The 26,450-nt window shown below is 69.3% G+C and carries 25 protein-coding genes and 2 tRNA genes; 13 read left to right on the plus strand and 14 right to left on the minus strand.

Going from position 1 to position 26,450, the window contains the following annotated elements; genetic code table 11:
* Positions 1–53: 53 nt before the first annotated feature.
* Positions 54–1,523 (minus strand): amino acid permease, encoded by a 1,470-nt coding sequence (locus tag ACWD4A_RS30060; protein ID WP_451198741.1) that lies wholly within the window; start codon positions 1,521–1,523, stop codon positions 54–56.
* Between the two features lie 142 nt (positions 1,524–1,665).
* Here ACWD4A_RS30060 and ACWD4A_RS30065 point away from each other — a divergent pair, with 142 nt between their 5' ends.
* Together ACWD4A_RS30065 and ACWD4A_RS30070 are read left to right on the plus strand one after the other, a co-directional pair.
* Positions 1,666–2,154 carry a ribose-5-phosphate isomerase gene (locus ACWD4A_RS30065; RefSeq protein WP_451198742.1) on the plus strand — a complete coding sequence of 163 codons (489 nt, stop codon included), beginning with the start codon at positions 1,666–1,668 and terminating at the stop codon, positions 2,152–2,154.
* Positions 2,155–2,415: 261 nt separating this feature from the next.
* A complete protein-coding gene (locus ACWD4A_RS30070; RefSeq protein WP_451198743.1) occupies positions 2,416–3,225 on the plus strand; it encodes an Fpg/Nei family DNA glycosylase in 810 nt (269 codons plus the stop codon).
* A gap of 7 nt (positions 3,226–3,232) precedes the next feature.
* Here the strand turns inward: ACWD4A_RS30070 and ACWD4A_RS30075 are convergent, their stop codons facing one another.
* A complete protein-coding gene (locus ACWD4A_RS30075) occupies positions 3,233–4,462 on the minus strand; it encodes a GNAT family N-acetyltransferase (protein ID WP_451198744.1) in 1,230 nt (409 codons plus the stop codon).
* Positions 4,463–4,639: 177 nt separating this feature from the next.
* Between ACWD4A_RS30075 and ACWD4A_RS30080 the strand changes: the two genes are divergently transcribed.
* Both ACWD4A_RS30080 and ACWD4A_RS30085 read left to right on the plus strand, forming a co-directional pair.
* Complete coding sequence (locus tag ACWD4A_RS30080) at positions 4,640–5,779, plus strand: PP2C family protein-serine/threonine phosphatase (RefSeq protein ID WP_451198746.1); 1,140 nt, start codon at positions 4,640–4,642, stop codon at positions 5,777–5,779.
* A gap of 21 nt (positions 5,780–5,800) precedes the next feature.
* The gene (locus tag ACWD4A_RS30085; protein WP_451198771.1) at positions 5,801–6,253 is read left to right on the plus strand and encodes an HD domain-containing protein; all 453 of its coding nucleotides are present in this window, start codon (positions 5,801–5,803) and stop codon (positions 6,251–6,253) included.
* Positions 6,254–6,271: 18 nt separating this feature from the next.
* Here ACWD4A_RS30085 and ACWD4A_RS30090 read toward each other — a convergent pair whose 3' ends face one another.
* A complete protein-coding gene (locus ACWD4A_RS30090) occupies positions 6,272–7,351 on the minus strand; it encodes an acyltransferase family protein (RefSeq protein ID WP_451198747.1) in 1,080 nt (359 codons plus the stop codon).
* A 265-nt stretch (positions 7,352–7,616) separates the two neighbouring features.
* On the opposite strand from ACWD4A_RS30090, the gene ACWD4A_RS30095 reads away from it, so the two are divergent.
* The gene (locus tag ACWD4A_RS30095; protein WP_451198748.1) at positions 7,617–7,814 is read left to right on the plus strand and encodes a hypothetical protein; all 198 of its coding nucleotides are present in this window, start codon (positions 7,617–7,619) and stop codon (positions 7,812–7,814) included.
* 90 nt (positions 7,815–7,904) lie between these two features.
* Here ACWD4A_RS30095 and ACWD4A_RS30100 read toward each other — a convergent pair.
* Positions 7,905–7,978 (minus strand) — tRNA-Gly (locus tag ACWD4A_RS30100).
* A 167-nt stretch (positions 7,979–8,145) separates the two neighbouring features.
* Here ACWD4A_RS30100 and ACWD4A_RS30105 point away from each other — a divergent pair.
* The 5 genes from ACWD4A_RS30105 (at position 8,146) to clpX (ending at position 12,848) form a co-directional block, all read left to right on the plus strand.
* Positions 8,146–8,222, plus strand: a tRNA-Pro gene (locus tag ACWD4A_RS30105).
* Positions 8,223–8,355: 133 nt separating this feature from the next.
* The gene (tig, locus tag ACWD4A_RS30110; protein WP_451198749.1) at positions 8,356–9,735 is read left to right on the plus strand and encodes a trigger factor; all 1,380 of its coding nucleotides are present in this window, start codon (positions 8,356–8,358) and stop codon (positions 9,733–9,735) included.
* 345 nt (positions 9,736–10,080) lie between these two features.
* Positions 10,081–10,686: an ATP-dependent Clp protease proteolytic subunit gene (locus ACWD4A_RS30115; protein WP_451198772.1), complete on the plus strand. Its 606-nt coding sequence runs from the start codon at positions 10,081–10,083 to the stop codon at positions 10,684–10,686.
* Positions 10,687–10,751: 65 nt separating this feature from the next.
* On the plus strand, positions 10,752–11,405 hold the full coding sequence (locus tag ACWD4A_RS30120) for an ATP-dependent Clp protease proteolytic subunit (protein ID WP_451198750.1): 654 nt from the start codon (positions 10,752–10,754) through the stop codon (positions 11,403–11,405).
* A gap of 153 nt (positions 11,406–11,558) precedes the next feature.
* Positions 11,559–12,848, plus strand: coding sequence for an ATP-dependent Clp protease ATP-binding subunit ClpX (gene clpX / locus ACWD4A_RS30125; RefSeq protein WP_451198751.1), 1,290 nt, complete (start codon positions 11,559–11,561; stop codon positions 12,846–12,848).
* Positions 12,849–13,006: 158 nt separating this feature from the next.
* Here the strand turns inward: clpX and ACWD4A_RS30130 are convergent, their stop codons facing one another.
* Together ACWD4A_RS30130 and ACWD4A_RS30135 are read right to left on the minus strand one after the other, a co-directional pair.
* Positions 13,007–13,339, minus strand: coding sequence for a helix-turn-helix transcriptional regulator (locus tag ACWD4A_RS30130; RefSeq protein ID WP_451198752.1), 333 nt, complete (start codon positions 13,337–13,339; stop codon positions 13,007–13,009).
* Positions 13,339–13,722: a type II toxin-antitoxin system RelE/ParE family toxin gene (locus tag ACWD4A_RS30135; protein ID WP_451198753.1), complete on the minus strand. Its 384-nt coding sequence runs from the start codon at positions 13,720–13,722 to the stop codon at positions 13,339–13,341. Before ACWD4A_RS30135 ends, ACWD4A_RS30130 begins: the two co-directional genes overlap by 1 nt.
* 321 nt (positions 13,723–14,043) lie before the next feature.
* Here ACWD4A_RS30135 and ACWD4A_RS30140 point away from each other — a divergent pair, with 321 nt between their 5' ends.
* Positions 14,044–14,424, plus strand: coding sequence for a hypothetical protein (locus tag ACWD4A_RS30140; protein ID WP_451198754.1), 381 nt, complete (start codon positions 14,044–14,046; stop codon positions 14,422–14,424).
* A gap of 87 nt (positions 14,425–14,511) precedes the next feature.
* Here the strand turns inward: ACWD4A_RS30140 and ACWD4A_RS30145 are convergent, their stop codons facing one another.
* Positions 14,512–14,739, minus strand: a complete 228-nt coding sequence (locus ACWD4A_RS30145; protein WP_451198756.1) for a winged helix-turn-helix domain-containing protein — start codon at positions 14,737–14,739, stop codon at positions 14,512–14,514.
* Positions 14,740–14,956: 217 nt separating this feature from the next.
* Between ACWD4A_RS30145 and ACWD4A_RS30150 the strand changes: the two genes are divergently transcribed.
* Entirely contained in the window at positions 14,957–15,394 is a 438-nt protein-coding gene (locus tag ACWD4A_RS30150) for a hypothetical protein (protein ID WP_451198757.1), read from the plus strand.
* Positions 15,395–15,409: 15 nt separating this feature from the next.
* On the opposite strand, the gene ACWD4A_RS30155 is transcribed toward ACWD4A_RS30150, so the two are convergent.
* From ACWD4A_RS30155 to ACWD4A_RS30170, 4 genes are all read right to left on the minus strand, one after another.
* Positions 15,410–16,273, minus strand: coding sequence for a hypothetical protein (locus ACWD4A_RS30155; RefSeq protein WP_451198758.1), 864 nt, complete (start codon positions 16,271–16,273; stop codon positions 15,410–15,412).
* 141 nt (positions 16,274–16,414) lie between these two features.
* On the minus strand, positions 16,415–17,212 hold the full coding sequence (locus ACWD4A_RS30160) for a hypothetical protein (protein ID WP_451198760.1): 798 nt from the start codon (positions 17,210–17,212) through the stop codon (positions 16,415–16,417).
* A gap of 15 nt (positions 17,213–17,227) precedes the next feature.
* The gene (locus ACWD4A_RS30165; RefSeq protein ID WP_451198761.1) at positions 17,228–18,190 is read right to left on the minus strand and encodes a proline-rich domain-containing protein; all 963 of its coding nucleotides are present in this window, start codon (positions 18,188–18,190) and stop codon (positions 17,228–17,230) included.
* A 104-nt stretch (positions 18,191–18,294) separates the two neighbouring features.
* Positions 18,295–19,236, minus strand: coding sequence for a hypothetical protein (locus tag ACWD4A_RS30170; RefSeq protein ID WP_451198763.1), 942 nt, complete (start codon positions 19,234–19,236; stop codon positions 18,295–18,297).
* Positions 19,237–19,386: 150 nt separating this feature from the next.
* On the opposite strand from ACWD4A_RS30170, the gene ACWD4A_RS30175 reads away from it, so the two are divergent.
* The gene (locus ACWD4A_RS30175; protein WP_451198765.1) at positions 19,387–22,020 is read left to right on the plus strand and encodes a valine--tRNA ligase; all 2,634 of its coding nucleotides are present in this window, start codon (positions 19,387–19,389) and stop codon (positions 22,018–22,020) included.
* A 149-nt stretch (positions 22,021–22,169) separates the two neighbouring features.
* On the opposite strand, the gene ACWD4A_RS30180 is transcribed toward ACWD4A_RS30175, so the two are convergent.
* From ACWD4A_RS30180 to wecB, 3 genes are all read right to left on the minus strand, one after another.
* Positions 22,170–23,366: a hypothetical protein gene (locus ACWD4A_RS30180; protein ID WP_451198773.1), complete on the minus strand. Its 1,197-nt coding sequence runs from the start codon at positions 23,364–23,366 to the stop codon at positions 22,170–22,172.
* A gap of 189 nt (positions 23,367–23,555) precedes the next feature.
* Positions 23,556–24,920 (minus strand): glycosyltransferase, encoded by a 1,365-nt coding sequence (locus tag ACWD4A_RS30185; protein WP_451198767.1) that lies wholly within the window; start codon positions 24,918–24,920, stop codon positions 23,556–23,558.
* A gap of 53 nt (positions 24,921–24,973) precedes the next feature.
* Positions 24,974–26,101: a non-hydrolyzing UDP-N-acetylglucosamine 2-epimerase gene (gene wecB / locus ACWD4A_RS30190; RefSeq protein WP_451198769.1), complete on the minus strand. Its 1,128-nt coding sequence runs from the start codon at positions 26,099–26,101 to the stop codon at positions 24,974–24,976.
* Positions 26,102–26,450 lie beyond the last annotated feature (349 nt).

Below are 26,450 nucleotides of genomic sequence, written 5' to 3' on the forward strand. Positions count from 1 at the left end.
GCCCCTGAGACATGTCAGGGGCGCGGGCCCGGCCCGTACGTGCTTCCTCCGGCCTACCGCTCGGCCTGCTCGACCTGCTCGGCCTGCTCGACGGCCGCGCTCTTGCGGCGGTTCAGGACGAGGCCGATGACCACGACGATCACGCCGAGGAGCGTGGAGAGCAGGACCTGCTCACGGTTGTCGCCGCCGTCGTACAGCATGTAGCCGAGGACGAAGGTGATCATGCCGATGGTCGCCCAGGTCAGATACGGGAACAGCCACATCCGCACGACCAGCTTCTCCGGCGCCTCGCGCAGGATGATGCCGCGCATCTTCAGCTGGGTGACGCAGATGACCAGCCAGACGAAGAGGGCGATGGCGCCCGAGGAGTTCAGCAGGAACTTGAAGACCGTGTCGGGCCACACATAGTTGAAGATCACCGAGACGAAGCCGAAGACGACCGACCCGAGGATCGCGATCCGCGGCACACCGCTCGTGCCGACCTTGGCGAAGACCCGCGGCGCGTCGCCGCGCCGGCCGAGCGAGAACGCCATGCGGGAGGCGGTGTAGAGGCCCGAGTTGAGGCAGGACAGCACGGCGGTCAGCACGATGACGTTCATGACCTGGCCCGCGTGCGGGATGCCGATCGAGTCGAGGGCCGCGACATAGCTGCCCTTCTCGGCGATCTCCTTGGAGTCCCAGGGCAGCAGGGACACCACCACGAAGATCGAACCCAGGTAGAAGACGCCGATGCGCCAGATGACGCTGTTGGTGGCCTTGGTGACCGCGCGCTGCGGGTCCTCGGACTCACCGGCGGCCAGGGTGACGATCTCGCTGCCCATGAAGGAGAAGACGACCATCAGCACACCGGTGAGGATCGCCCCCGGCCCGTTCGGCAGGAAACCGCCGTGCGAGGTGAGGTTGGAGATCCCCGCCGTGTCGCTGTGCGAGCCCGGCAGCACCCCGAAGACGGCCAGCGCGCCGATGACGACGAACGCCGCGATCGCCACGACCTTGATCCCGGCGAACCAGAACTCGAACTCGCCGTACGAGGCGACCGACCCCAGGTTGGTCACGGTCAGCAGCACCATGACGATCAGCGCCCAGGCCCACTGCGGCACGGCCGGGATCCAGCCCTCCAGGATCTTGGCACCGGCGGTCGCCTCGACCGCCAGCACCACCACCCAGAAGAACCAGTACAGCCAGCCGATCGAGAAGCCCGCCCAGCGCCCGAGCGCCCGGTCCGCGTAGGCGGAGAACGAGCCGGAGGTCGGATTGGCGGCGGCCATCTCCCCGAGCATCCGCATCACGAAGACCACCATCGCGCCGACCAGCGCGTAGGAGATCAGGATGCCGGGACCGGCCGCGGCGATGCCGGACGAGGAGCCCACGAAGAGGCCCGCGCCGATCACACCGCCGATGGCGATCATCGAGAGGTGACGGTTCTTGAGACCGGCCTTGAGGCCGTCCTGGGCCGACGCGGACGTCTGACCGGGATCGCCGGCGGTCGACGCCTTTGTCATGGTCGGCGGTATGGCGCTCATTGCACGTTCCTTACGGTTCTCGGGTTACGAGTTCCCGCATTAGAACTTTTCGAAGGTGTGATCGGGAAGAGTCGAATCCGTATCGTTGTGATCCGGGGACCTGGAGCGGAGTCCGGTCCCGAGTCGTGCCACACTCGGTCGCATGCGCGTGTACCTCGGCTCCGACCATGCCGGCTACGAACTCAAGAACCACCTCGTCGAGTGGCTCACGGCCCACGGCCACGAGCCCGTCGACTGCGGTCCGCACATCTATGACGCCCAGGACGACTACCCGCCGTTCTGCCTCCGTGCCGCGGAGCGGACCGCCGCGGACGCGGACAGTCTCGGCATCGTGATCGGCGGCTCCGGGAACGGCGAGCAGATCGCCGCGAACAAGGTCAAGGGCGTACGGGCCGCCCTGGCCTGGAGCGAGCAGACGGCCGCGCTCGGGCGCGAGCACAACGACGCCAATGTGATCAGCATCGGCGGGCGGATGCACACGCAGGAGGAGGCGACGAAGTTCGTCGAGATCTTCCTGGCGACGCCGTACTCCGGCGAGGCGCGGCACACCCGCCGCATCGAGATGCTCTCCCACTACGAGCAGACCGGCGAACTCCCCCCGATCCCCGCCCACCACCCCCAGCAGGGCTGACCCCACCCCGGGGCTCCGCCCCGGACCCCGCAACACGGCTTCGCCGCGTTGTCCTCAAACGCCGGACGGGCTGGATTTCGCGGACCGTGGCTCTTCGGCCTGCGGCCCGCAGGCTGCGGACTACGTCCGCACAATCCAGCCCGTCCTGGGGGTACCTCCCAGCGGTAGCTGGGGGAGTTTGAGGACGCGGCCGCAGGCCGCTCCCGCCGCAGGCGGCAACGGCCCGCACCCAGCCCGACCGCACCCCGCAGGAGAAGCACCTTGCCCGAAGGGCACACGATCCACAGGCTGGCCCAGGACCACGCCGAACGGTTCGGCAACCACAAGGTCCGGGCGACCAGCCCGCAGGGCAAGTTCGCCGACAGCGCCGCCCTCCTGGACGGCCAGGAGCTCACCACCACCGAAGCCCACGGCAAACACCTCTTCCTCGGCTTCGGCGAAACCGGCTGGATCCACATCCACCTCGGCCTCTTCGGCAAGTACACCTTCGGCGGCGCCCCCGTCCCCCCGCCCACCGGGACCGTGCGGCTGCGGCTCGCGACCGCCGACGCGTACGCGGACCTGCGCGGCCCCACCACCTGCGCCCTCATCACCGACGGCGAGAAGCAGGCGATACACGACCGGCTCGGACCGGACCCGCTGCGCGCGGCGGACGACGGCGAGGCGGCCTGGGCGCGCGTCAGCCGCAGCCGGACCAGCGTCGCCGCCCTGCTCATGGACCAGAAGGTGATCGCGGGCGTCGGCAACGTCTACCGCGCCGAGGTCCTCTTCCGGCACGGCATCGACCCCTACCGCCCCGGCCGCGACCTCACCCGCGCCGAGTGGGACGCGATCTGGTCGGACCTGGCCGGCCTGATGCGCGAGGGCGTGCGGAACAACCGGATCGACACCGTCTGTCCCGAACACACCCCCGAGGCCATGGGCCGCCCGCCGCGCGTGGACGACCACGGCGGCGAGGTCTACGTCTACCGCCGGGCGCAGCAGCCCTGCCACATCTGCGGCGGCGAGATCCGTACCGCGGGTCTCGCCGCCCGCAACCTCTTCTGGTGCCCCGTCTGCCAGCCTCGCTGACCCCCCGTCAGAAGCCGTGCGGCAGCCAGGGCGCGAGCGGGCTGCCGAAGGCCACCGAGGCCTCCGCCAGCGCGCCCTCCCGCAGCTCCCGCACCCGGCCCGCGCCGGCCAGGGACATCAGCGAGATGCCGCCCAGGTACGCCGAGCCCAGCTCCCGTACGGACAGGGCCAGATCGGCGGCGTCCAGGGTGCGCTCGCAGGACGCGCCCTTGGCGTCGCCCGTCAGCCGCCAGCGCCCCGCGTTCCAGGGGCAGAAGTCGTCGGCGACCTCGAACACCACGTCCACCGGCGCCTGGTACGTACGGGCCGCCAGTGCCGCCCCCACGTCCACCAGCCGCAGGTACAACGAGTCGCCCGACACCAGACGGCAGAGCCGGACGTTGTCGACGAGCTGCCACAGCGGGTCGTCCGACGGCCGGTTCCTGGCCACCAGCTCCGTCGTCAGGTCCAGCTCGAACAGGTAGCGCCACAGCACGGCGTACGCGGCCGGGGTGAGCGCCTCGACGTCCCGCAGCAGCACCGTGCCGTGCGCACCGGTCTCGTCGAACCGGGTCTGCGCGAAGTACCGCGCGTAGCCCACGGTCCGGCCGTCCGCCTCGGCGAGCACGCACTGCAGCGGCGAGCTCCCGTCGCGGCGGGACGGCGGGTCCAGCAGCGGCACCGCCGACCAGCCGGGCCCGCGCTCCAGCATCGCCGGCCGGGTGGCCACCCGGCGCGCGTACACCGCCTCGCAGACGTCGCGCGCCTCCTCGGGCTTCGACAAGCGGAGCCGCACGCCCTCCGCGCCGTCCGGCAGCGACACCGTCACCCGCGTCGTGTCGATGCGGGCCTGCACCATGTGCGTCGCCGCGCCGTAGCCGAACCGCCCGTAGATGTCCGGCTCCGAGGCCGTCAGCACCGCGATGGCCTGCCCCCAGGCCCGTACGTCGTCCAACTGGCGCCGCATCATGCCCCGCAGCATCCCGCGCCGCCGGTGCGTCGGCCGCACGCCCACCATCGTCACCCCGGCCGCGGGCACCGTGACGCCGCCCGGCACCGTCATCCTGAAGTCGAACGCCCCCGCGGTACCCACCACTTCATCGCCGTCCCACGCGGCGATCGACCGGTCGGCCAGCGTCAGCTCACGCCACAGCGCACGTTCCTCGGGCGCCTCGGGGGCACCGCCGAACGCCAGCTCCAGCATGCCGTACCACTGGTCCCATTCCGCCGGTCGCAGTACTCGCAACTCTGTCGTCATGACCCCATGCCTAGCAGCGGATTACCTTGCGGGCGAACGAATTTCGCATAACGTGCCCATCCGTGCGACTCGGTGCGTCTCAGGGCTTGCCGCAGCTCCGCAGGGCCCGTAGTGGAGACCGTCTCGGCGCGGCGTGAGTCGACGCACCGCCGAATGGGTGGATAAGGTCACGATGCAATGACTGGCGGTGCGGAGACCCCGACGGCCCGGATGCGCAAAGCACTGCACCGGGCCCGCACGAGCATGCGCAAAGCCGGGGTCGACTACTTCCGCGGCGACGGCTCCGACTGGATCGCCCTCATCGCCCTGCTGCTCGCCGTCCCCGCCCTCGCCTGCGGCACCATCGCGCTGCCCGAGTGGTGCGCGCCCTCCGCGCTCGTCCTGCCCATCGTCGCGGGCGGCCTGCTGCTGCGCCCCGCCAGCCTGCTCGCCCTCTACGCGGCGTCCGCCGTGGCCCTCATCGTGGAGTCCGCGGTGCTGGACTCCGGCGCGCACGGGGCGTCCGACCGGGTCACCCCCGGCACCATCCTCGTCGTCGCCGCGGTGGGCTTCTTCGGGCTGCTCATCGCCCAGTTCCGCAGCCGCGTCGGCGTGCCCTGGCGGCGCGGCGGCACCATGCTCTTCGACCTGCGCGAACGTATCCGCGTCCAGAGCAAGCTGCCCAAACTGCCGCGCGGCTGGCACCGGGAGATGGCGCTCCGGCCCGCGGGCGGCCAGTCCTTCTCCGGCGACTTCGTGGTCGCCGCCCGCACCAACGGCGGCCGCACCCTGGAGATCGTGCTGACCGACGTCTCCGGCAAGGGCATGGACGCTGCCTCGCGCGCCCTCCTGCTCTCCGGCGCCTTCGGCGGGCTGCTGGGCTCGCTGCCGCCGCACGACTTCCTGCCCGCCGCCAACGGCTATCTGCTCCGGCAGGACTGGGACGAGGGCTTCGCGACCTCCGTCCACCTCGTCCTCGACCTGGACAGCGGCGACTACGAGATGTTCTCGGCGGGCCACCTGCCGGGCCTCCAGCTCAGCGCGGGCACCGGCCGCTGGGAGGAGAAGGCCGCCGAGGGCCCGCTCCTCGGGGTCTACGACGGCGCCGAGTTCGACCCGATAAAGGGCACGCTGTCACCCGGCGACGTCCTGATGCTCTTCACCGACGGCCTGGTCGAGACGGCCGACCGCGACCTGACCGAGGGCATGGACCGCCTCACCGGCGAGGCCGACCGCTATGTGTCGGCGGGCTTCCAGGGCGCGGCCTGGCACCTCATCGAAGCGGTGGCCAAGGACGTCAACGACGACCGGGCTCTGCTCCTGATCTGCCGGACGTGAGGAGACGAGACGTCCATGCCCATGCCCCTGACCACCGTCGAGGAATTCGCCCGGCACGCCCACGCCGCCCAGAAGGACAAGGCCGGACGTCCGTACGCGGAACACCTCGCCGCCGTCGCGGCACACGTCACACACAACGGCGGCGACGATCACCAGATCGCCGCCGCGTGGCTCCACGACTCCGTGGAGGACGGCGCCGTCACCCGGGAATGGCTGGAACACGCCGATCTCGACCGGCGGACCAAGGACATCGTCCTGGCGCTGACCAAGCGCCCCGGCGAGCCCCCCGAGGCGTACGCGGCCCGCGTCCTCGCCACCCCGGGAGCGCTGCTGGTCAAGGCCGCGGACCTGGCCCACAACTCCGACCCGGCGCGGGCCGCCGCGCTCGACCCCGCCACCCGCGAACGGCTCCGGCTGAAGTACGCGCGCATGCGCGCCCTCCTCGGACTGGAGGAGTCCGGACCGGGGGAGTGACGGGGCGCCCCGGACGCCTCACCGCTTGCGGAAGGCCCACTCCATCCGCGGCTCCATCGCGAAGCGGAACACCCGCCGCACCGGCGGGGTGCACAGCGCCGTCATCACCGCGACCGCGATCAGCGTCACCACGACCCCGCCCACCGGCTCGCGGATCCAGGCGTACGCGTCGTACCAGTCCCACCAGCGGGAGAACTTGATCAGGAAGCCGTGCAGCAGATAGCCGTACAGGGTCCCCGCGCCCAGTGTCGTGAACCACACCGCGCGGCGCGGGACCCAGGCGAAGAAGCACGCGGTGAGCACCGCCGCGCAGCCGGACATCGCCAGCGTCATCACCGGCGCGGACCACAGCGGCGCGTGCAGGTCCTGGACGGCGGCGTTGTGGTAGAACCACGAGCTGTTCATCCGCGGCGCCGCCCAGTACGCGAACGCGATCGCTCCCGCGAACACCGGAACCGCCGCGATCCGCACCCAGCGCCGCCGCACCAGATGGAAGTGTTCGGCCTTCATATGCAGACCGAGCACGAAGAACGGCAGGAACTGCAGCACCCGCTGAAGATCGAAATCGACCCCGATCCCCGGCGTCAGCGCGGCCACGATCGCGATCGCGAACGCCACTGGGACGGGCCAGCGGATCAGCTTCCAGATCGGCGTGGTCAGCCGCCAGATGAACAGCGCGGCCAGGAACCAGTTGAGGTACCAGGGGTTCAGCAGCGACAGCGGGTCCGGCGGAGTGCCCCTGTCCGCCCAGTGCTGGAAGTACGTGTACGCGACCTGGAAGATCACATACGGCACGGCGACCCCCGTGATCAGCCGCTTGACCTTCGCGGGGCTCATGTCGAAGCCCCGTGAGAAGTAGCCGGAGATCACGATGAACGCGGGCATGTGGAAGGCGTACACGGTCAGGTACAGCGCCGTCGCGGCGCGCCCGCCGTGCGTCAGCGGCTCCCACGCGTGCCCCAGGGCGACCAGGACGATCGCCAGGTACTTCGCGTTGTCGAAGAACGGGTCGCGCCGCGCCGTGGCGGGCGCGTCCGCCCGTGCGGACGACGGGGCGAGGTCCGCGGTACGGGACGGCGGTATGGCGGCGGGGGACATCCGAGGCACCCTAGCGGCGCGACCGGGAGCCGGTAAAACCCCGTTCCGGCTATTGAGCCCATCGAGTTATTCGCCCCGAACCTGCACGGTATCCGCCAAGTCGGCCGATATCCTCGCCCTGCAGCTTTCTGGACGATCCACCGATGAAACGTCACTGGCCCACAACGGCAGGCCAGTTGATGGCACGATGGTTGTCATGAGGGGTCTGCGGGGCAGTACGACCTCCGGGCAGACCGGGCGATTCCGACCGAGGGTGTGATCAGTTATGACCACCGTTTCGCTGTCAGTGGTGCTGCTCCTGGCGATCGTGCTGGTGGTGATGATCCGCGCGGGCAACATCAAGGGCGGGCCGGCGCTCGTCGCGATCCTCTTCGGCTTCTTCCTCGCGTCCACGGGCATGGCACCGTCGATCCAGCGGTTCCTGGACTCGCTGACGCAGACCATAAGCAACATCAAATTCTGACGCGGCGCGTTCTGATGCCGCACGTCCCGGCACGACCTGGCACGTTCTGGCACGACAAAAAACGCCTCCGGCCGGAGCCGGAGGCGTTGGTGGAGCGGGCGACGGGAATCGAACCCGCGTAGCCAGTTTGGAAGACTGGGGCTCTACCATTGAGCTACGCCCGCATGCGCCGCCATCACCAAGAAGATGAAGCACCGAGAAGGTGGTGCGGCACGCTGTGCATCGTAGCGGGTCCGGGCGCCGTGTCGCACACCCCGGGGTGGTGTTCACCGATCAGCCGGTAATCGGCAGCCGGAACCCCCGCGGGCATGTACCCTACGTCTCGCACCGACGGGGTGTGGCGCAGCTTGGTAGCGCGTCCGCTTTGGGAGCGGAAGGTCGTCGGTTCGAATCCGGCCACCCCGACCAGTCAAGATCACATTGTGGGGCCCGTACTGCTTGCGGTTACTATGCAAGCTGCGTGCCCGTGTGTCTCTATCCCGGGCGCGAATCCGCTGGACATCAGCAGAATCCCAGAAGTCAGCCCCAAGGAGACCGAACCGTGAAGAGCGCCGTGGAGACCCTGAACCCGACTCGGGTTCGGCTCACTGTTGAGGTGCCCTTCGAGGAGCTCAAGGCCAGCCTCGACGCGGCGTACAAGAAGATCAACCAGCAGGTCACGGTGAAGGGCTTCCGTCAGGGCAAGATCCCGGCCCGTGTCATCGACCAGCGGTTCGGCCGCGGTGCGGTGCTGGAGGAGGCCGTCAACGACGCGCTTCCGAAGTTCTACACCGAGGCGGTCAACGAGGCCGACCTCAACCCGCTGGGCCAGCCCGAGGTCGACATCACGGAGCTGAAGGACGGCGAGCTGCTCTCCTTCACCGCCGAGGTCGACGTCCGCCCGACCCTGGAGATCCCGGACTACTCCGGCATCGAGGTCACCGTCGACGCCGTCGAGGTCTCCGACGAGGACGTGGAGAAGTCCGTCGAGCAGCTGCGCGACCGCTTCGCCACCACCTCCCCGGTCGAGCGCGCCGCCGCCGAGGGTGACATCGTCACCGTCAACCTGGAGGCCAAGGTCGACGGCGAGGTCCTCGAGGACGGCGTCGCCGAGGGTGTCGACTACACCATCGGTTCCGGCCAGCTGCTGGACGGCATCGACGAGGCCGTGACCGGCCTGGAGGCCGGCGCCTCCGCCACCTTCGCCTCCGAGCTGAAGGGCGGCTCCGCCGAGGGCAAGGAGGCGGAGATCAAGGTCGACGTCACCGCCGTCAAGGCCCGTGAACTCCCCGCGCTCGACGACGAGTTCGCCCAGCTGGCGAGCGAGTTCGACACGCTGGAGGAGCTGCGTGCGGACAGCCGCAAGCGCCTCGCCCAGATGAAGAAGTTCGAGCAGGCCACCCAGGCCCAGGAGAAGGTTCTCGACGAGCTGATCAAGCTGGTCGAGGTCCCGATGCCCGAGAAGCTGCTCGAGGACGAGGTCAACACCCGCAAGCACAACCTCGAGCACCACCAGCTCGGCCAGATGGGTCTGGACCTGGCGAAGTACCTGGAGATCCAGGGCAAGACCGCCGAGGAGTTCGACGCCGAGCTCAAGGAGCAGGCGGAGAAGGGCATCAAGACCCAGTTCATCCTGGACGAGATCGTCAACAAGGAGAAGCTGTCGGTCGGCCAGGAGGAGCTCACCGAGCACCTCATGCGCCGTGCCCAGTCCTCCGGCATGAGCCCCGACCAGTTCGCCCAGGCCGTCGTCGAGGGTGGCCAGGTGCCGATGCTCGTCGGTGAGGTCGCCCGCGGCAAGGCCCTCGCGACCGTCGTCGAGTCCGCCACGGTCAAGGACTCCAACGGCGAGGTCGTCGACCTGGACGACGAGGACGAGACCGCCGAGACGGTCGAGGCCGCCACCGAGGTCGTCGAGGCCGCCGAGGGCACCGAGGCCTGAGCCTCCCCCTCGTCGACGCGTGGCACTCGTGGCAACGCGTGGCAATTCGTAGCCTCGTAGCAACGACAGCGCACGGGCCCGGTCGCGGCACCCCAGCAGGGTGTCGCGACCGGGCCCGTGCCCGTCCGCGGACCCCGGGGAACCTGCGCTCAGAGCGAACAGTTCCTGATGCGGGATGGCACCCGCCTACCAGCGCGTTAGGGTCCGTAGATACGAGGGCAGGGGAGTCCCGGAAGCGCGGCGCGGAAGCCCGGACGACGCGCCCGAACCCCATCCCTTGAAAAGAACGCTGAGACGGCTCGCGGGGCCGTCGAACAACGAGCAGGTGGATACGTGACGAATCTGATGCCTTCCGCCGCCGCCGGCGAGCCGAGCTTCGGTGGCCTCGGCGACCAGGTCTACAACCGGCTGCTCGGGGAACGGATCATCTTCCTCGGCCAGCCGGTCGACGATGACATCGCCAACAAGATCACGGCGCAGCTGCTCCTCCTTGCCGCGGACCCGGACAAGGACATCTACCTCTACATCAACAGCCCGGGTGGCTCGATCACGGCCGGCATGGCGATCTACGACACCATGCAGTACATCAAGAACGACGTGGTCACCATCGCCATGGGCCTCGCCGCCTCGATGGGCCAGTTCCTGCTGAGCGCCGGTACGCCCGGCAAGCGCTTCGCGCTGCCCAACGCCGAGATCCTGATCCACCAGCCCTCCGCGGGCCTGGCGGGCTCCGCCACGGACATCAAGATCCACGCCGAGCGGCTGCTGTACACGAAGAAGCGGATGGCGGAGCTGACCGCCTTCCACACCGGCCAGAGCGTCGAGCAGATCACCAAGGACTCCGACCGCGACCGCTGGTTCTCCGCCGAGGAGGCCAAGGAGTACGGCCTCATCGACGATGTGATGAGCACCGCCGCAGGCGTTCCGGGCGGGGGCGGCACCGGGGCCTGATCCCCCCGGCGCACCCACGCAAGCGCGAACTCCCCGGCCCCCAGAACGCCACCAGGATGGTGAACATGAACAACAACGCCGGCAGCGGCCTCTACACCGGCCCCCAGGCCGACTCCCGCTACATCGTCCCGCGCTTCGTCGAGCGCACCTCGCAGGGCGTGCGCGAGTACGACCCGTACGCGAAGCTCTTCGAGGAGCGCGTGATCTTCCTCGGCGTGCAGATCGACGACGCCTCCGCCAACGACGTCATGGCGCAGCTGCTGTGCCTGGAGTCGATGGACCCGGACCGCGACATCTCGATCTACATCAACTCGCCGGGCGGCTCCTTCACCGCGCTGACCGCGATCTACGACACGATGCAGTTCGTGAAGCCGGACATCCAGACGGTGTGCATGGGCCAGGCGGCCTCCGCCGCGGCCGTGCTGCTCGCCGCCGGTACGCCGGGCAAGCGCATGGCGCTGCCGAACGCCCGCGTCCTGATCCACCAGCCGTACAGCGAGACCGGCCGCGGTCAGGTCTCCGACCTGGAGATCGCCGCCAACGAGATCCTCCGGATGCGCGCCCAGCTGGAGGAGATGCTGGCCAAGCACTCCACCACGCCGATCGAGCAGATCCGTGAGGACATCGAGCGCGACAAGATCCTCACCGCCGACGAGCTGCTGGCGTACGGTCTGGTGGACCAGATCGTCTCCACGCGCAAGACGTCCGTTTCGGTCTGACCGTTTTCGGTTCTGTCACCGTGCCGCCGGCAACCCCCTTGGACCGAGTAGGGCCAAGGGGGGCCCGCTCGGGGGGCCCGGCAAGGTACCGTCGATAGGCAAGCACTCGGGTTCGCAGAGCAAGGCGGATCCCAGGCGAAGGGGAAGCACCTCGTGGCACGCATCGGTGACGGCGGCGATCTGCTCAAGTGCTCGTTCTGCGGGAAGAGCCAGAAGCAGGTGAAGAAGCTCATCGCGGGGCCTGGTGTGTACATCTGCGACGAGTGCATCGACCTCTGCAACGAGATCATCGAGGAAGAGCTCGCGGAGACCTCCGAGGTGCGCTGGGAGGAGCTTCCCAAGCCCCGTGAGATCTACGAGTTCCTCGAGGGCTATGTGGTGGGTCAGGAGGCGGCCAAGAAGGCCCTCTCCGTCGCCGTCTACAACCACTACAAGCGGGTGCAGGCCGGTGAGACCGGCGGCCACAACCGCGACGACGGCATCGAGCTCGCCAAGTCCAACATCCTGCTCCTCGGCCCCACGGGCTCGGGCAAGACCCTCCTCGCGCAGACGCTCGCCCGCATGCTGAACGTCCCGTTCGCCATCGCCGACGCCACCGCGCTGACGGAGGCCGGCTATGTCGGCGAGGATGTCGAGAACATCCTGCTGAAGCTGATCCAGGCCGCCGACTACGACGTCAAGAAGGCCGAGACCGGCATCATCTACATCGACGAGATCGACAAGGTCGCCCGGAAGAGCGAAAATCCGTCGATCACACGCGATGTCTCGGGCGAGGGCGTCCAGCAGGCCCTGCTGAAGATCCTGGAGGGCACGACGGCCTCCGTCCCGCCCCAGGGCGGCCGGAAGCACCCGCACCAGGAGTTCATCCAGATCGACACGACGAACGTCCTGTTCATCGTCGGCGGCGCCTTCTCCGGCCTGGAGAAGATCATCGAGTCGCGCGCGGGCGCCAAGGGCATCGGCTTCGGCGCGACGATCCGCTCCAAGCGCGAGATCGAGGCGAGCGACCAGTTCCAGGAGGTCATGCCCGAGGACCTGGTGAAGTTCGGCATGATCCCCGAATTCATCGGCCGCCTCCCCGTGATCACCTCCGTCCACAACCTCGACCGCGAGGCGCTCCTCCAGATCCTGGTCGAGCCGCGCAACGCCCTGGTGAAGCAGTACCAGCGGCTGTTCGAACTCGACGGTGTGGAGCTGGAGTTCGACCGCCCGGCCCTGGAGGCCATCGCCGACCAGGCCATCCTGCGCGGCACCGGCGCGCGCGGTCTGCGGGCCATCATGGAGGAAGTCCTGATGTCCGTGATGTACGAGGTCCCGTCCCGCAAGGACGTCGCCCGCGTCGTCATCACGGAGGACGTCGTCCACTCGAACGTCAACCCGACCCTGGTCCCGCGCGAGCCGCGCATCGTGGGCAAGGACGAACGGCACGAGAAGAGCGCGTAGCCGCTCGGTTTTACGGAGACGGGGCGCCCAGTGTGTTGCACTGGGCGCCCCGTCTTTTCCTGCCATGCGTGAACAATGGCGACGTGGTGGAACGCTTGTCGTACGGGTAGAGGGAGTGCCAGGCTTGATCGGCAGGGCATCCCCTCTACGCTTTTGACTCAGGCGGCGTGTGGTGTGAAGACGACGGAGGACGTGTCTCCGTCCAGGGCGATGTTCAGCGACGCGTCGAGCGCCTTCGCGAGCCGCGCGAGCAAGGGCAGTGTCGGCACGGTCCCGCCGAGTTCAAGTTTGGAAATCTGCGGCTGAGTCATTTGTGCCCGCCGGGCCAGTTCGACCTGGGAGATGCCGAGCTCGACGCGCCGGTCGTGGACAGCTTGCCCGAGATCGAAGGCCATACGGATCTCTGTGCGGACGGCCTCGACCTCCGGCGGCTCGGTGCCGCCTTGAGCGATTTTCCGCTCGCGGGCGAGCTTCCAGCGTGCGTGGCTCATCAGAGATCTCCCTTCGTGATGTCGCGGCTGAACTCATCATGGGCCGCTTCGTGTGCGGCCTCGCACGCCTTGCGGGCCTGCTTGGCTCTCTCCACTTCGGCTTCCTCACGCATCCTCGTTTTACGGAAGACCGTCAGGAAAACGATCCGGCGGCCGGGCGCGAGCCAGTAGGTCAGGCGTATGGCGTTGCTGTCATGCCCGACCATGAATCGCAGCTCGCGCAGCCCGTCGCCCAAGTGGCGGGCGTAGGGCTCGGACAGCGCGGTGGGTGCGTTCAGCAGACGTTCAGCCGCGTGTTCGGCCTGGAGGTAGTCGCGGTCGGACAGGGTATCCAGCCACTGCCGGACCTCTGGCTCGACCTCGATCACCCATTGCTCATCCATATATCCCAGCATATAGATAGCAGAGTGTCTAGGTGGCCCGATCGGAGGTCCTCGTCGGCCGGGCGGCGGGAACGCTCACGCTGGTGGTCGCTGTCGGCGATCAGGCAGTTGACTGGTTCAACGCACGATGCGGCAGGGGCGCCGGAGGTGGCGGCCCCGGCGCCCACCTGCCTCAAGGGCGACACACAAACCCTGTGCTCCGCAGGGGAGTTGACACTCCAACATCGTGCTGCTTGGCTGCCGGGCAGCAAGGAGAGCACTGCGTTCCTTTGGTCCGCCGGCCTACGGCACTCCGCCCAGGCCGAGGGAAGGAGACAGATCGTGCTCAGACGTCAACTGGCCTCTCTGGCCGTGGCAGTGCTGTCGGTGAGCGGTACGTTCGTGGGGGCTTCCACGGCGAACGCGGCCGACTCGGCCGGCTCCACAAAGATCTCGGTCAACTGCGATCACCGCCACACCCATCACACGCCCGGCAGTTCCTGGGGCTTCATGAAGGGCACGTACAACCTCAAGTCCGGGCCGTACGCGGCGTGCGACACCTGGGACAGCGTCTCCTACGGGACCGAGATCTGGATCTGGTGCCACACCTATAACGACTACAACCATCTCTGGTTCTACGGCCGCGTCGCGGGCACCACCAACGAAGTCGGCTGGATGTCCGCCGACAACCTGGACTGGCAGGGCGGCAGCGACGACTGCTGACCTCACCTTTCGCCGCCGGAGTCGCCCCATGGCGCCGGCGGCTTTCTCTTGCGGTCCGATGGGGCGCCGCTGTAGTGCCGGGCGATGTCAGCGCTTGTCCGGGTGCTCCGTTGCCTCGGTCGGCAGTTCCTTCGAGACGAACGAGCCGAGGCCGGGCTCGGTGTAGATCAGGCCTTCGGCGCGCAGCGCGCGGTGCACTTTGTGGGCCGTCATGCTGGCGATGCCGAACTCTTCGGTGAGCTGCAGGACGGACGGGACGCGTGATCGGGGCGGGTACGTGCCGTCCTGGATGCGCTGTCGGATCACCTCGGCCACTTGGCGCCAGCGTGGGATGTCAGGAGCGAATTCGATCACATCAGAACGCTACGTGCTCCGTACGTTTCGCTGCAATGCACAGATTTATTCGGTTCCTTAGGATCTTAAGCGTGCTATAGAGATCTAATGTAGGCTCCCGAGCCACAAGAGACCCCGGCGGCCGTTGGTGTCGGCCCCGGGGCGTGGTCAACGCTGTACCCAGATAAGGAGCGTCGACATGCGTCACTTTATCTCTCGGTGGTTCGCCAAGGTACGGGTAGCGCGGACGCCCGCGCCTGCCCCCGTGGCGCCGCCCGCCGCCGCGCCCGCCGTGGTCCTGGCGGAACCGATCGTGCAGGAACCCGCCGCCTGCGGCGTCTACCTGTGGGCCACCGCCCACGGGATCGACATCAAGCCCGGCTCCCGCCTGCGCTCGTGCGACTGCTGCGCGCAGGAGCACGAAGTGGTCCCGGAAGCCGGGACGTTCGTCATGGACAAGGTGGAGGGGAAGGTCGGTCAGGTCGTCGGCCGGGACGGGAGCTGGCTGCGGCTGCGGTCGCTCGTCCGTGGCAAGGAGTGGGAGGCGCACCGGGACGCCGTTCGGACTGCCACCGACGCCGAGTTGCTGAGCGCGAAGGTGCAGGCGTTCAACTCGGCTGGCCGGTGGGGGAGATGATCCCGGCCCTGGGGGTCACTTCTTGAGCTCGACGCGGACCTCGGAGCGCAGTTTCGCCACGATCTCCGCCGCCTCGTCGAAGGGGATCTTCGCGCCCGCGGCCGACCGCTTCGCGTCGCCCACGAAGACGGTGCCGACCGTGCTGTGGTCCGCCCAGACGCAGAGCGGATAGATGATGGGCGCGCCGCTGGCGCTGTGCTTGCCCATGTGCTCGTACTGGCACTTCATCACGCCGTTGTCGAAGCCGGCGGGTGTGACGGTCTGCGGGGTGCCTTCGAGCGAGTTCTTGGAGTCGCTGTCCTGCGCGGCCTTGTTCATGCTCTTGAACATGCTGTCCACGACGTTCTCGGGCTTCTTGACCTGGCCCCAGACGCCGATGAAGCGCATCACTTTCCGATCGGCGATCGAACCCTCGGTCTTGTACGCCGCGGCGTCGGACTCCGGGTTGGCGACGCCCATGATGCGGAGCTCTTTGCGCGCCTCCGGGTTGTTGAAGATGTCCGGGTCGCGGAAGCTGGGGTCCTTCTTGTAGTCCGTGAGGACCGTCTCGGGTGTTGTGAGCTTGTAGCGCTTGCCGTCGTCCGCGACGGAGGAGGGGCTGTTGCTCTTCATCAGCACGGTGATGCCGCCGATGATCGCCCCGACCACGACGAGCGCGGCGACCGCGATGCCGATCGCCTTGCCCTTGCCCCCGCGCTGCGGGGGTATCGGGGGCGGGTACGGGGCGGGCATGTCGGGGTACGGCTGCTGCCCGTACGGGCCGGGCTGGCCGTACGGGGGCTGCTGCCCGTAGGGGTTCGGCTGCCCGTACGGGTTCGGCGGCATGGGCGGCTGCGGAGGCTGCGCGCTCCCGTACGGGCCGGGTTGGGCGTGGCTCATCTGGGTTCCCCCCTCAAGGAACTCGGCTCAAAGCCGGGAAAGCTCCAGTGAGGAAACCCGGGCGGGCCCTCGCGGGCCACGCCGGCGGAATGCTCAGGATTTCACACCGTTCCGGCGGGCCCGGGGCGAGGAGAGGGGCGGTTACTTCTTCTTGCGCACTTCGCCGCGGACCTTGGCCGTCGCCTCGGCGAGTTCCGCTGCGGACATCGCCTTGACGGCCTTCTTGCCGGTGAGGCCGTTCATGTTGTCGCTCATGACCATGCCGAGCGTGCTGCCGTCGACCCAGAGGCACATGCTGCTCTCGAGAGGGGGTATCCCGGTGGCCGATCCGAAATCCACGGGCGTCCGGTCGGACTTGCACTTCAGTACGGCGCCGTCGAGTCCGTCCGGGTGGAATTCGGTGGGGCGGGTGACGGTCTCGGTCCTGGCCCCCCGCTCGCCCAGGGTGTCGTCCTTGCTCTTCGTCATCTCGTCGAACATCGCGTCGAGGGTCTTCTTGGGATCGGGAATGCGACCGCTCATCGCGATGACGGCAAGCCTCTGCCGGTCGGAGTTCGCGTAGGAGGCATCGGAGCCGTTGCCGGCGGCCTCGATGCCGTACTTCCTCATGTCGGCGCGGTCCTTGGCGCTGAACGGGTCGCCCTTGGACTCGCCGCCGCCCTCTTCCTTTTCCTTCTTGTACTGCCCGTCGAGCAGTGTCTGCGGCATCTCGATCGCGTAGGACGCCTTGTCGTCCTCGCCCATCGTGAAGAAGAGCGCGCCACCCACGAGCGCGCCCACCACCACGACCGCGCCCGCCGCGATGGCTATCGCCCTGCCCTTGCCGCCGCGGTGCGGCGGTATCGGCGGCGGGTACGGCACGGGCATCAGACCGGGCTGGCCGTACGGGCCTAGCTGTGGTGCCCCCTGGACGGGCTGTTCCGGCTGATGCTCACTCATCTGGTCCCTTTAGTGCTATTTGTTCTTGCGGACTTCGGTACGCACCTTAGCCGCCGCCTCGGACAGCTCCTTCGCCGACATCGGGTTGCCGGTCGCCGTGGTGGTGGCTCCGCCGGTGATACCGCCGGAGGTCTTGGTGACCGAATGCGAGACGAAACCGATCGCGCTGGAGTCACCCCAAACGCACGTCGACCCCTCAGAGTTGGCAGTGATGCCGGCCATGCTGTAGGTGCTCTTGAGCGTCTTGCACTTCATCACCGCGCCGTCGAAACCGCTCGGGTGGAATTCCGTGACAGGAGTGACGGTCTCGACCGTGGCTCCAGTCGCCTTGGACTTCTCGTCCATGAGCGCGAACATCGCGTCGACCGTCTTGCGCGGGTCGGCGACTTCGCCGTAGATGCCGCGCACGGACAACGCCTGCTGCTCCGCGTTCTTATAGGCCGCCGCGACACCGGTGCTGTTGGTGATGCCCATCTCTTTTGCCTTGGCGTCGTCGGCAAGGTTCTCGGAACCAGCAGTCCCCGGGGTCTGCTGCTTGTTGAACTTCCCGTCCAGCAGCGAATCCGGCAGCACGATCGTGTAAGGCGCGACCTTCCCGTCGCTCCCGCCCCCGCCGTTCTTGAAGAAGAGCACGCCGCCCACGATCGCGCCCACCACGACCAAGGCACCGATCGTGATGCCGATTGCCTTCCCCTTGCCCCCGCCGCTCTGGGGCGGCATCGGCGGCGGGTACTGGCCCGGCATCCCCGGCTGCTGCCCGTACGGGCCCGGCTGGGGCTGGCCCCAACCGCCCTGCTGCGGGGCACCGTACGGCGGGGCCGGTGGCTGCTGGCCGTACGGGCCTGGCTGTGGGGGCTGGCCGTAGGCCGGGGCGGGGGGCTGCTGCGGGTAGCCGTAGCCGGGCTGGCCGGGGGCTCCGCCCTGGCCGTACGGGTTCGGGTTCGGCTGTCCGTAGGGGCCCGGCTGGTTGAAGCTCATCGTGACTCTTTTCGATCCATGGCTCGTGGCAGGCCCGTCATCCTCTCCGACGTCTTACGCAAGCCTTACCTCGGGGCGGCAACAGTTCTGGAACAGTTGCCGCATCAGCCCCCGTCGGCCACCCGCACACCCTCGCGGAGCTTCGCCACCCGGGTGGCGGCCTCGTCGAGGCCGAGATCCTCGCCGCGCACCATCAGCGACGTGTCCAGGGCGAACACCGTGCCGACGGTGTTGCCGTCGGCCCAGACGCACAGCGGCATCCTGATGGCCCTGCCGGTCGAACCGATGTTGCTCCACTTGGTCATCTGGCACTTCATCACGGCGTCACCGAGCCCGTCCGGATTCATCCGCTGCGGACTGCCCTCGAACGCGGCCTTCGAGCTGGGGTCGGTGTCCTTCGCGGCCCCGTCCTGCGCGCTCTTGAACAGGCCGTCCACCAGGGCCTCGGGGCTCCGCACCGAGTCGCCCCAGGCGCCGGAGAACCTGAGCAGCTTCTGCGCCCGCTTGTCCTCGCCGGCCTTGTACGAGGCCGTGACGCTCTGCGGGTCGGTCATCCCGAAGCCCTTGAGTTCGTCCAGCGCCTTGGCGTCGAAGCCGGCGCCGGGGTCGCTCGCGTCCTTCTTGTACCCGTCCGTGAGCGTGTCGGGGGTGATGAGCTTGTAGCGCGCCTTCGCCTTCGCCGTCGGGGTGGTCTCCGGAGTGCTGGGCGAGGCGCTGCCATCGGCCTTGGCGCTGTGACCGCCGCCCTTGTCGCTTTCGGTGTCGCTCCCGGTGAAGACGACGATGCCGCCCACGATCGCCCCGACCACGACGAGCGCCGCGACGGCGATGCCGATCGCCTTGCCCTTGCCCCCGCCGCCCTTCGGCGGCACCGGCGGCACCGGCGGCATCGGCGGCGGGTACTGGCCCGGCGGCCCCCAGCCGCCCGGCTGCTGCGGGAAGCCGGACCCCTGGCCGGGAGTGCCGCCCTGACCGTAGGGGTTCTGGCCGTAGGGGTTCGGTTGCTGTGGCGGCACCCCGTACGGGCCCGGCTGGTGCTGGCTCATCGTCGCCTTTGCATGTCGTGGAAGAAACAGTGCGGAAGAACAGTGCGGAAGATCGGTTCCGCGTCATCCTTTCCGACGGTGCCGCCGGACCCCGCCCCGGGGCCCGGAATGGATTCGTAACCCCCGCACACGCCCCCGTAGACTCCTCCCGTGACCGAGAACACTCAGCGCCCCGACAGCGGGCCGAACGACAGCAACCCCGAACTGCCGACCCAGTACGCGCCGGCCGACGTAGAGGGGCCGCTGTACGAGCGCTGGGTAGAGCGGGGCTACTTCGAGGCCGACGCGAAGAGCGACAAAGAGCCGTACACCATCGTCATCCCGCCGCCGAACGTCACCGGCTCCCTGCACCTCGGGCACGCGTTCGAGCACACGCTGATCGACGCCCTCACCCGGCGCAAGCGGATGCAGGGCTTCGAGGTGCTGTGGCAGCCCGGCATGGACCACGCCGGCATCGCCACCCAGAACGTGGTCGAGCGCGAGCTCGCCAAGGAGGGCAAGTCCCGCCACGACCTCGGCCGCGAGGCGTTCGTCGAGCGCGTCTGGCAGTGGAAGGCGGAGTCCGGCGGCCAGATCTCCGGCCAGATGCGCCGCCTCGGCGACGGCGTGGCCTGGAGCCGCGAGCGCTTCACCATGGACGAGGGCCTCTCCAAGGCCGTCCAGACGATCTTCAAGAAGCTCTACGACGACGAGCTGATCTACCGCGCCGAGCGCATCATCAACTGGTGCCCGCGCTGCCTCACCGCGATCTCCGACATCGAGGTGGAGTACCAGGACGACGACGGCGAGCTCGTCTCCATCCGCTACGGCTCCGGGGACTCGGAGATCGTCGTCGCCACGACCCGCGCCGAGACGATGCTCGGCGACACCGCCGTGGCCGTCCACCCCGAGGACGAGCGCTACAAGCACCTCGTCGGCACCGAGATCGAGCTGCCGCTCACCGGCCGCCGCATCCCGGTCGTCGCCGACGAGCACGTCGACCCCGAGTTCGGCACCGGCGCCGTCAAGGTGACCCCGGCCCACGACCCGAACGACTTCGAGATCGGCCGACGGCACGACCTGCCCTCGCTGACCGTCCTCGACGAGCACGGCGTGATCACCGTCCACGGCCCGTTCCTCGGCCTGGACCGCTTCGAGGCCCGCTCCGCCATTGTCGGCGCGCTGCGCGCCGAGGGCCGCATCGTCGCCGAGAAGCGCCCGTACACCCACTCCGTGGGCCACTGCTCCCGCTGCAAGACGACGCTGGAGCCGCGCCAGTCCATGCAGTGGTGGGTGAAGACCGCGCCGCTGGCCAAGGCCGCCGCCGACGCCGTCCGCGACGGCCAGGTCAAGATCCACCCGCAGGAGATGGAGAAGCGCTACTTCGACTGGGTCGACAACCTCCACGACTGGTGCATCTCGCGCCAGCTGTGGTGGGGCCACCGCATCCCCGTCTGGTACGGCCCGGACGGCGAGATGGTCTGCGTCGGCCCGGACGACGAGGCGCCCACCGGCGAGGGCTGGCACCAGGAGACCGACGTCCTCGACACCTGGTTCTCCTCCGGCCTGTGGCCGTTCTCCACGCTCGGCTGGCCCGAGCAGACCGAGAGCGTCCAGAAGTTCTACCCGAACTCCGTCCTCGTCACCGGCTACGACATCCTCTTCTTCTGGGTCGTCCGGATGATGATGTTCGGCCTCTACGCGATGGACGGCACCCCGCCGTTCCACACCATCGCCCTGCACGGCATGGTCCGCGACCAGTTCGGCAAGAAGATGTCGAAGTCCTTCGGCAACGCGGTCAACCCGCTGGACTGGATGGACAAGTACGGCTCCGACGCCGTCCGCTTCACCCTCGCCCGCGGCGCCAACCCCGGTGTCGACGTGCCGATCGGCGAGGACTGGGTCCAGGGCTCCCGGAACTTCGCCAACAAGATCTGGAACGCCACCCGCTTCGCGATGATGAACGGCGCGACGGTGGAGGGCGACCTGCCGTCGGCCGAGGAGATGTCGGCCACCGACCGGTGGATCCTCTCCCGCCTCAACGCCACGGTCGCCGAGGTCGACGCGTACTACGACGACTACCAGTTCGCCAAGCTGTCGGACACCCTCTTCCACTTCGCGTGGGACGAGGTCTTCGACTGGTACGTCGAGCTGTCCAAGACCACCTTCATGGCGGGCGGCGAGCCGGCCAAGGTCTCCGCGCGGGTCCTCGGCGAGGTCCTCGACGTCACGCTGCGCCTGCTGCACCCGGTGGTCCCCTTCGTCACCGAGACGCTGTGGACCACGCTCACCGGCAAGGAGTCGGTCGTCATCGCCGACTGGCCGGCCGACAGCGGCTTCCGTGACGCCGCCGCCGAGCAGGAGATCGAGAACCTCCAGCAGGTCATCACCGAGGTCCGCCGCTTCCGCTCCGACCAGGGACTCCAGCCCGGCCAGCGGGTCCCGGCGAAGCTCGACCTGAGCGGCACCACCCTGGCCGCCCACGAGGGCGCCATCCGTCAGCTGCTGCGGCTGCAGCCCGCCGAGGACGGCTTCCACGCCACGGCGACGCTGCCGGTCGCGGGTGCGACGGTCGCCCTCGACCTCTCGGGTGCGATCGACTTCGAGGCGGAGCGCAAGCGGCTGGCGAAGGACTTGGCCGCGGCGGAGAAGGAACTCTCGCAGGCCAAGGCCAAGCTCGGCAACGAGGCGTTCCTCGCCAAGGCGCCGGAGCCGGTCAAGGAGAAGATCCGCCAGCGTCAGGCGGCGGCCGAGGCCGACATCGAGCGCATCACCACGCAGTTGTCCTCGCTCCCGCAGGGGTGAATCGCAACGGGGAGAGCCGCCGTTGTCAGTGAGACGTGGTCTACTGACAACGGCGGCTCTCCCTGCGTGAGCGGGGGTGTTCCGGACCTTGCGGCCGCTGACAAGGAGAAGGCCCGGTGTTCCCCGCTGCTGCGGGGGTGAAGTACCGCTTAGTGACCGTCCCACGGTGATTGCGGGACGGTTCTGGCCTCCCATGGCCTTGAACGGCCCGGGTCCCACATGGGGCCCCAGGGGCCCTCCACCGGTTCCTCCTCCACGCGGTTGAGGCGTCGGTGGCTCTTGCGGTTGCGTTGCGGCCAGAACAGGACGTACACCGTCGACACCGCGACGAACACCAGCCGGATCAGACCGCGCGCCGAGTCGTCGTGCACCGCGAAGACGCTGCCGTAGAGCACGATCAGCGCGATCCAGCTCCACCACGGGACCAGGCGCCGCTGCCCGCACACGTCCCACAGCAGGGTGCCCAGCAGCACGGACGCCGTGTAGTAGGTGTAGACGCTCGGGTCGAGCAGGATGCGGGCGTTCGCGCCCAGCAGCACCACGCCCGCCCAGCGGCCGCGCCATACGGCGATCGCGCCGAGCGACAGGCCGAGCGCGGCCTGCGCGGGGCGCGCCCAGTTGGGCGTCTCGGGGGTGTTGCCGCCCAGCCAGCGCAGCGCGGACGCCGGGTTGTTGGGGATGGTGAACTTGGCGGCGGCGAACGAGTGCGGGTCCACGATGAAGAACGGCAGCCAGGCGACCGCGACCAGGCCCACGCACCACAGCACCGCGCGCATCCAGCGGTCCCTGGGCAGCGCGAGGATCAGCGGCAGGAACGCCAGCGCGGTCGGCTTGGAGTCCATGGCCAGCGCGAGACAGGCGCCCACGGCGGCCGGGTTGCAGCGCGTCAGGAACCAGACGGCCAGCGCGGTGAAGAACAGCGCGAGCACGTCGTCCAGGTGCCCGAAGCGGACGGACACCTCGATCCACATGGGGATGAACGCCGCGCCCGCGATGAGGACGCGCTGCCGCAGCCGCTGGTGGTTGGTGCCCGTGCCCAGGAAGTGCATGGCGGCGCTGCGGCCCGCGAGCACCACGATGACCAGTCCCAGGGCGGACATGAACGCCGCCGACAGGAACTGGCCCATGTGCTCGGAGAAGGGGTTGAACAGGCCCGCCACCAGGAAGCTGATGGGGCCCATCTGGAGCTCCGGGTGGTGGGCGTACAGGTTGAGCCCGCCCGTGCCGTTGCCCCCGTCGTAGAGCAGCTCGCCGCCGGTGCGCAGATAGTGCCAGGAGAAGCCCCCGCTGGGCTCCACCACGGCGAACCACAGCACGGTCCATGCCGTGAGCAGCAGCAAGTGCATCCGATTGCTGAGTTGTGGTACCCGCACAACACTCCTGTTCCGCCACCCGGAACCGCTCCGGGCAGTGTTTTCCCCGGCGGTCAGATGGCGGAACAGGGGCGGAGGTTGCCCCATGGGGCTCAAGTGTGGCCCAATTCATGGTTTGTTCAGTTGGCGGGGGCTAATGGTCGGCCGGTCGGCCCGTTCCGGTCAGCTCTCCACGGCGATGGGGCCGGAGGCCACGATCTCCGCGTTGCGGCGGGTCTTCGCCCAGCCGTTGCGGCCCCGCAGCATGCGGACGAAGCCGCGGGCGGACGCCGGGAACAGGTGGTACGCGTAGATCCACAGCGCCAGCCCCCACAGCAGGGAGACGAGCAGCGACCGGCCCGGCGCGCGGTCCCGGCGGTAGACCGGACCCCACAGCACGAACGGCAGCACGGAGACCACGGCCAGCCCGAGCACCAGCGGCCACAGGGCGAGCATGCCGCCGAACGCCTCGCCCGCGCCGTCCTCGGCGAGGGTCAGCCCCAGGAGGGCGAACATGACCGCGCACAGGGCGAGCGTGACCAGATGGGCGACTGGCTGCAGGAAGGTGTACAGCGTCTCCAGGACGCCCTTGCCGCCGTAGTGGCGCGAGGAGACGATGCGCGGCGCGTAGCGGACGCACTGGAGGTTGCCCTGCGCCCAACGGGTGCGCTGGGTGAGGAACCGGCGGCCGTGCGGCAGCCCTTCCTGGGAGACCCAGGTGTCGGCTATGTGCGCTATGCGGTCACCGTTGAGGATCATGTGCAGGCCGAGCTCGTAGTCCTCCAGGAGCGCGCCGCGCTGCCAGGGGCGGCGCTCGGCGGCCGCGATCCGGTCCAGGGACGCGAGCCGGGTGAACTGGCCGTTGCCGCCGAGGCCGACGGAGCCGGTACGGCCGCGCAGCAGCTGCATGCCCGCGTTGGAGACGGAGAACTCCATGTCCTGCATCCGCACCAGGAGCCGGGCGAAGGCGTTGCGGAGCTGGCCGCGGTCGGCGAGCGGGCGCGGGTCCTCGGCGTTGCGCATGTGCACGCTGACCTGCACCCCGCCGATCTCGGGGTCGCCGAAGCCCTGCGGGCCGCTGACACGGGCGAGAGCCTGCGGGTCCAGCTGGCCGTCGGCGTCGATGACGCAGACGACGACGCGCTCGCGGTCGGTGTCCTCCGACAGGTACTCGTTCAGCTCGTCGTACGCGGCGTTGAGCGCCGCGCCCTTGCCCTGGCGCGCGTTGGGGCGGTGCCGGCGCACGAGGTGGACGCGGCGGTCCGTCTCGCCGAGCTCCGCGACGATGGCGCCGGTGCGGTCGTCGCTGTCGTCGTCGATGACCCACACGTGCGCGCTCGGGTGGTCCGCGCGCAGCCGGTCGACGGTCGTGCCGACGACGGCCTCCTCGTCACGGCACGGCACGAAGAAGTGCCACTCGAAGTCGTCCGGGCTGCCGTTCTCGACCTCGGGCCGGCGCAGGTACGCGTGGCGCGCGCCCGCCCAGTAGAGGAGGAAGCAGAGCAGGAGGAAGAACGGAAAGGCCAGGAATACGGGCGAGTTGAACATGGGGGAGGGGCTCCGGGGTGCTCGTGGGGGCGTGGACCGGCGGGGGGCTGGGGTTACGCCGCTGCCGCGATCCGTGCCGGGGCCGTGACGGCCGTCAGGAGGGAGACGATGCGCTCGGAGGCGAGACCGTCACCGAAGGGGCTGGGGAGGGCGGCCAGTCGGGCCAGCCCGGCGGGGCCTTCGGCGAGCCGGCGGCGGGCCGCCGTGCCGATCCCGGCACCCGGGGAGACGAGGTCCGCGAAGTCGGCCATCGCCTCGGGCCGTTCCGTGGAACGCCGGACGACCACCAGCGGACGTCCCAGCACCGTGCACTCCTCCTGGATGCCGCCGGAGTCGGAGACCAGCAGCGCGGAGTGCCGGGCCAGCGCGAGGAACTCGCCGTAGCCGAGCGGGGCGCTCACCGTCAGCGGGGCGAGCAGGTCCGTCAGGCCCGCGGCCTCGATACGGGCCCGCGTCCGCGGGTGCAGCGGCAGGACGACCGGGATGCCGTCCGCGAGGGCGCCCAGCTCGGTGAGGATGGCGCGCAGGGCGTCCGCGGAGTCGGTGTTCTCGGGGCGGTGGACCGTGGCGAGGACGTACGCGTCCTCGGTCAGCCCGTGCCGGGCCAGCAGCGCGGTCCGCGCGGCGGCGTCCGGGAGCTGCCCGTGCACGGCCTCCACGACCGTGTTGCCGGTGACCGCGATCCGCGCGTCCTCGACGCCCTCGGCGAGCAGGTTGGCGCGGTTGTCCTCGGTCGCCGCGCACAGCACGTCGGCGATGCGGTCGATGAGGACGCGGTTGTGCTCCTCGGGCATGTTCCGGTCGTGGCTGCGCAGCCCGGCCTCGACGTGCAGCAGCGGGATGGCGCGGGCGTTCGCGGCGAGTGCCCCGGCGAGGGCCGCGTTGGTGTCGCCCTGGACGACGACGGCCAGCGGCGGCTCGGCGGTGAACAGCCCGTCGAGCTGGGCGAGCGCGGCGGATATCTGCACGGCGCGGGGCTGTCCGCCGATACCCGTCAGGAAGGTCGGCTCCGGCAGCCCGAGCTCGGTGAGGAAGCGGCCCGACAGCTCCTCGTCGTAGTGCTGACCCGTGTGCACCAGGTGGGCAGCGGGGCCCAGGAGGCGGACGAGGTCGGTGAGCTTGACGAGCTCGGGGCGGGTGCCGAGGACGATGGCGACGCTACGGGCGGGGAGGCGGGACATGGGGCTCCTCGGACTGGCCTTGCTGGGGACAGCTCCGAGAGTGTGGGGGGACGGTTGCGCGGCCGGATGGGTCTTGGTTGCCGGACGGTTGCGATTGCCGCGGGGGCAGCTTTCGGGACCTTGGTCCCAGGGTGGGCGGGTCTTTCTCCCCGGCCCCGCCCCTTCCCGAAACCGGGGCTCTGCCCCGGACCCCGAAAGCGGCTTCGCCGCTTGTCCTCAAACGCCGGACGGGCTGAATGTGCTGGCTACGGTCCGCACGTTCAGCCCGTCCGCGTGCCGCTGGACGGCGGCGACGAGGTCGACGGGCTGGCGGCGCACCTCCAGCCGTCCGGAGTCGATCCGGGAGATG

Source organism: Streptomyces sp. NPDC002537, assembly GCF_053594975.1.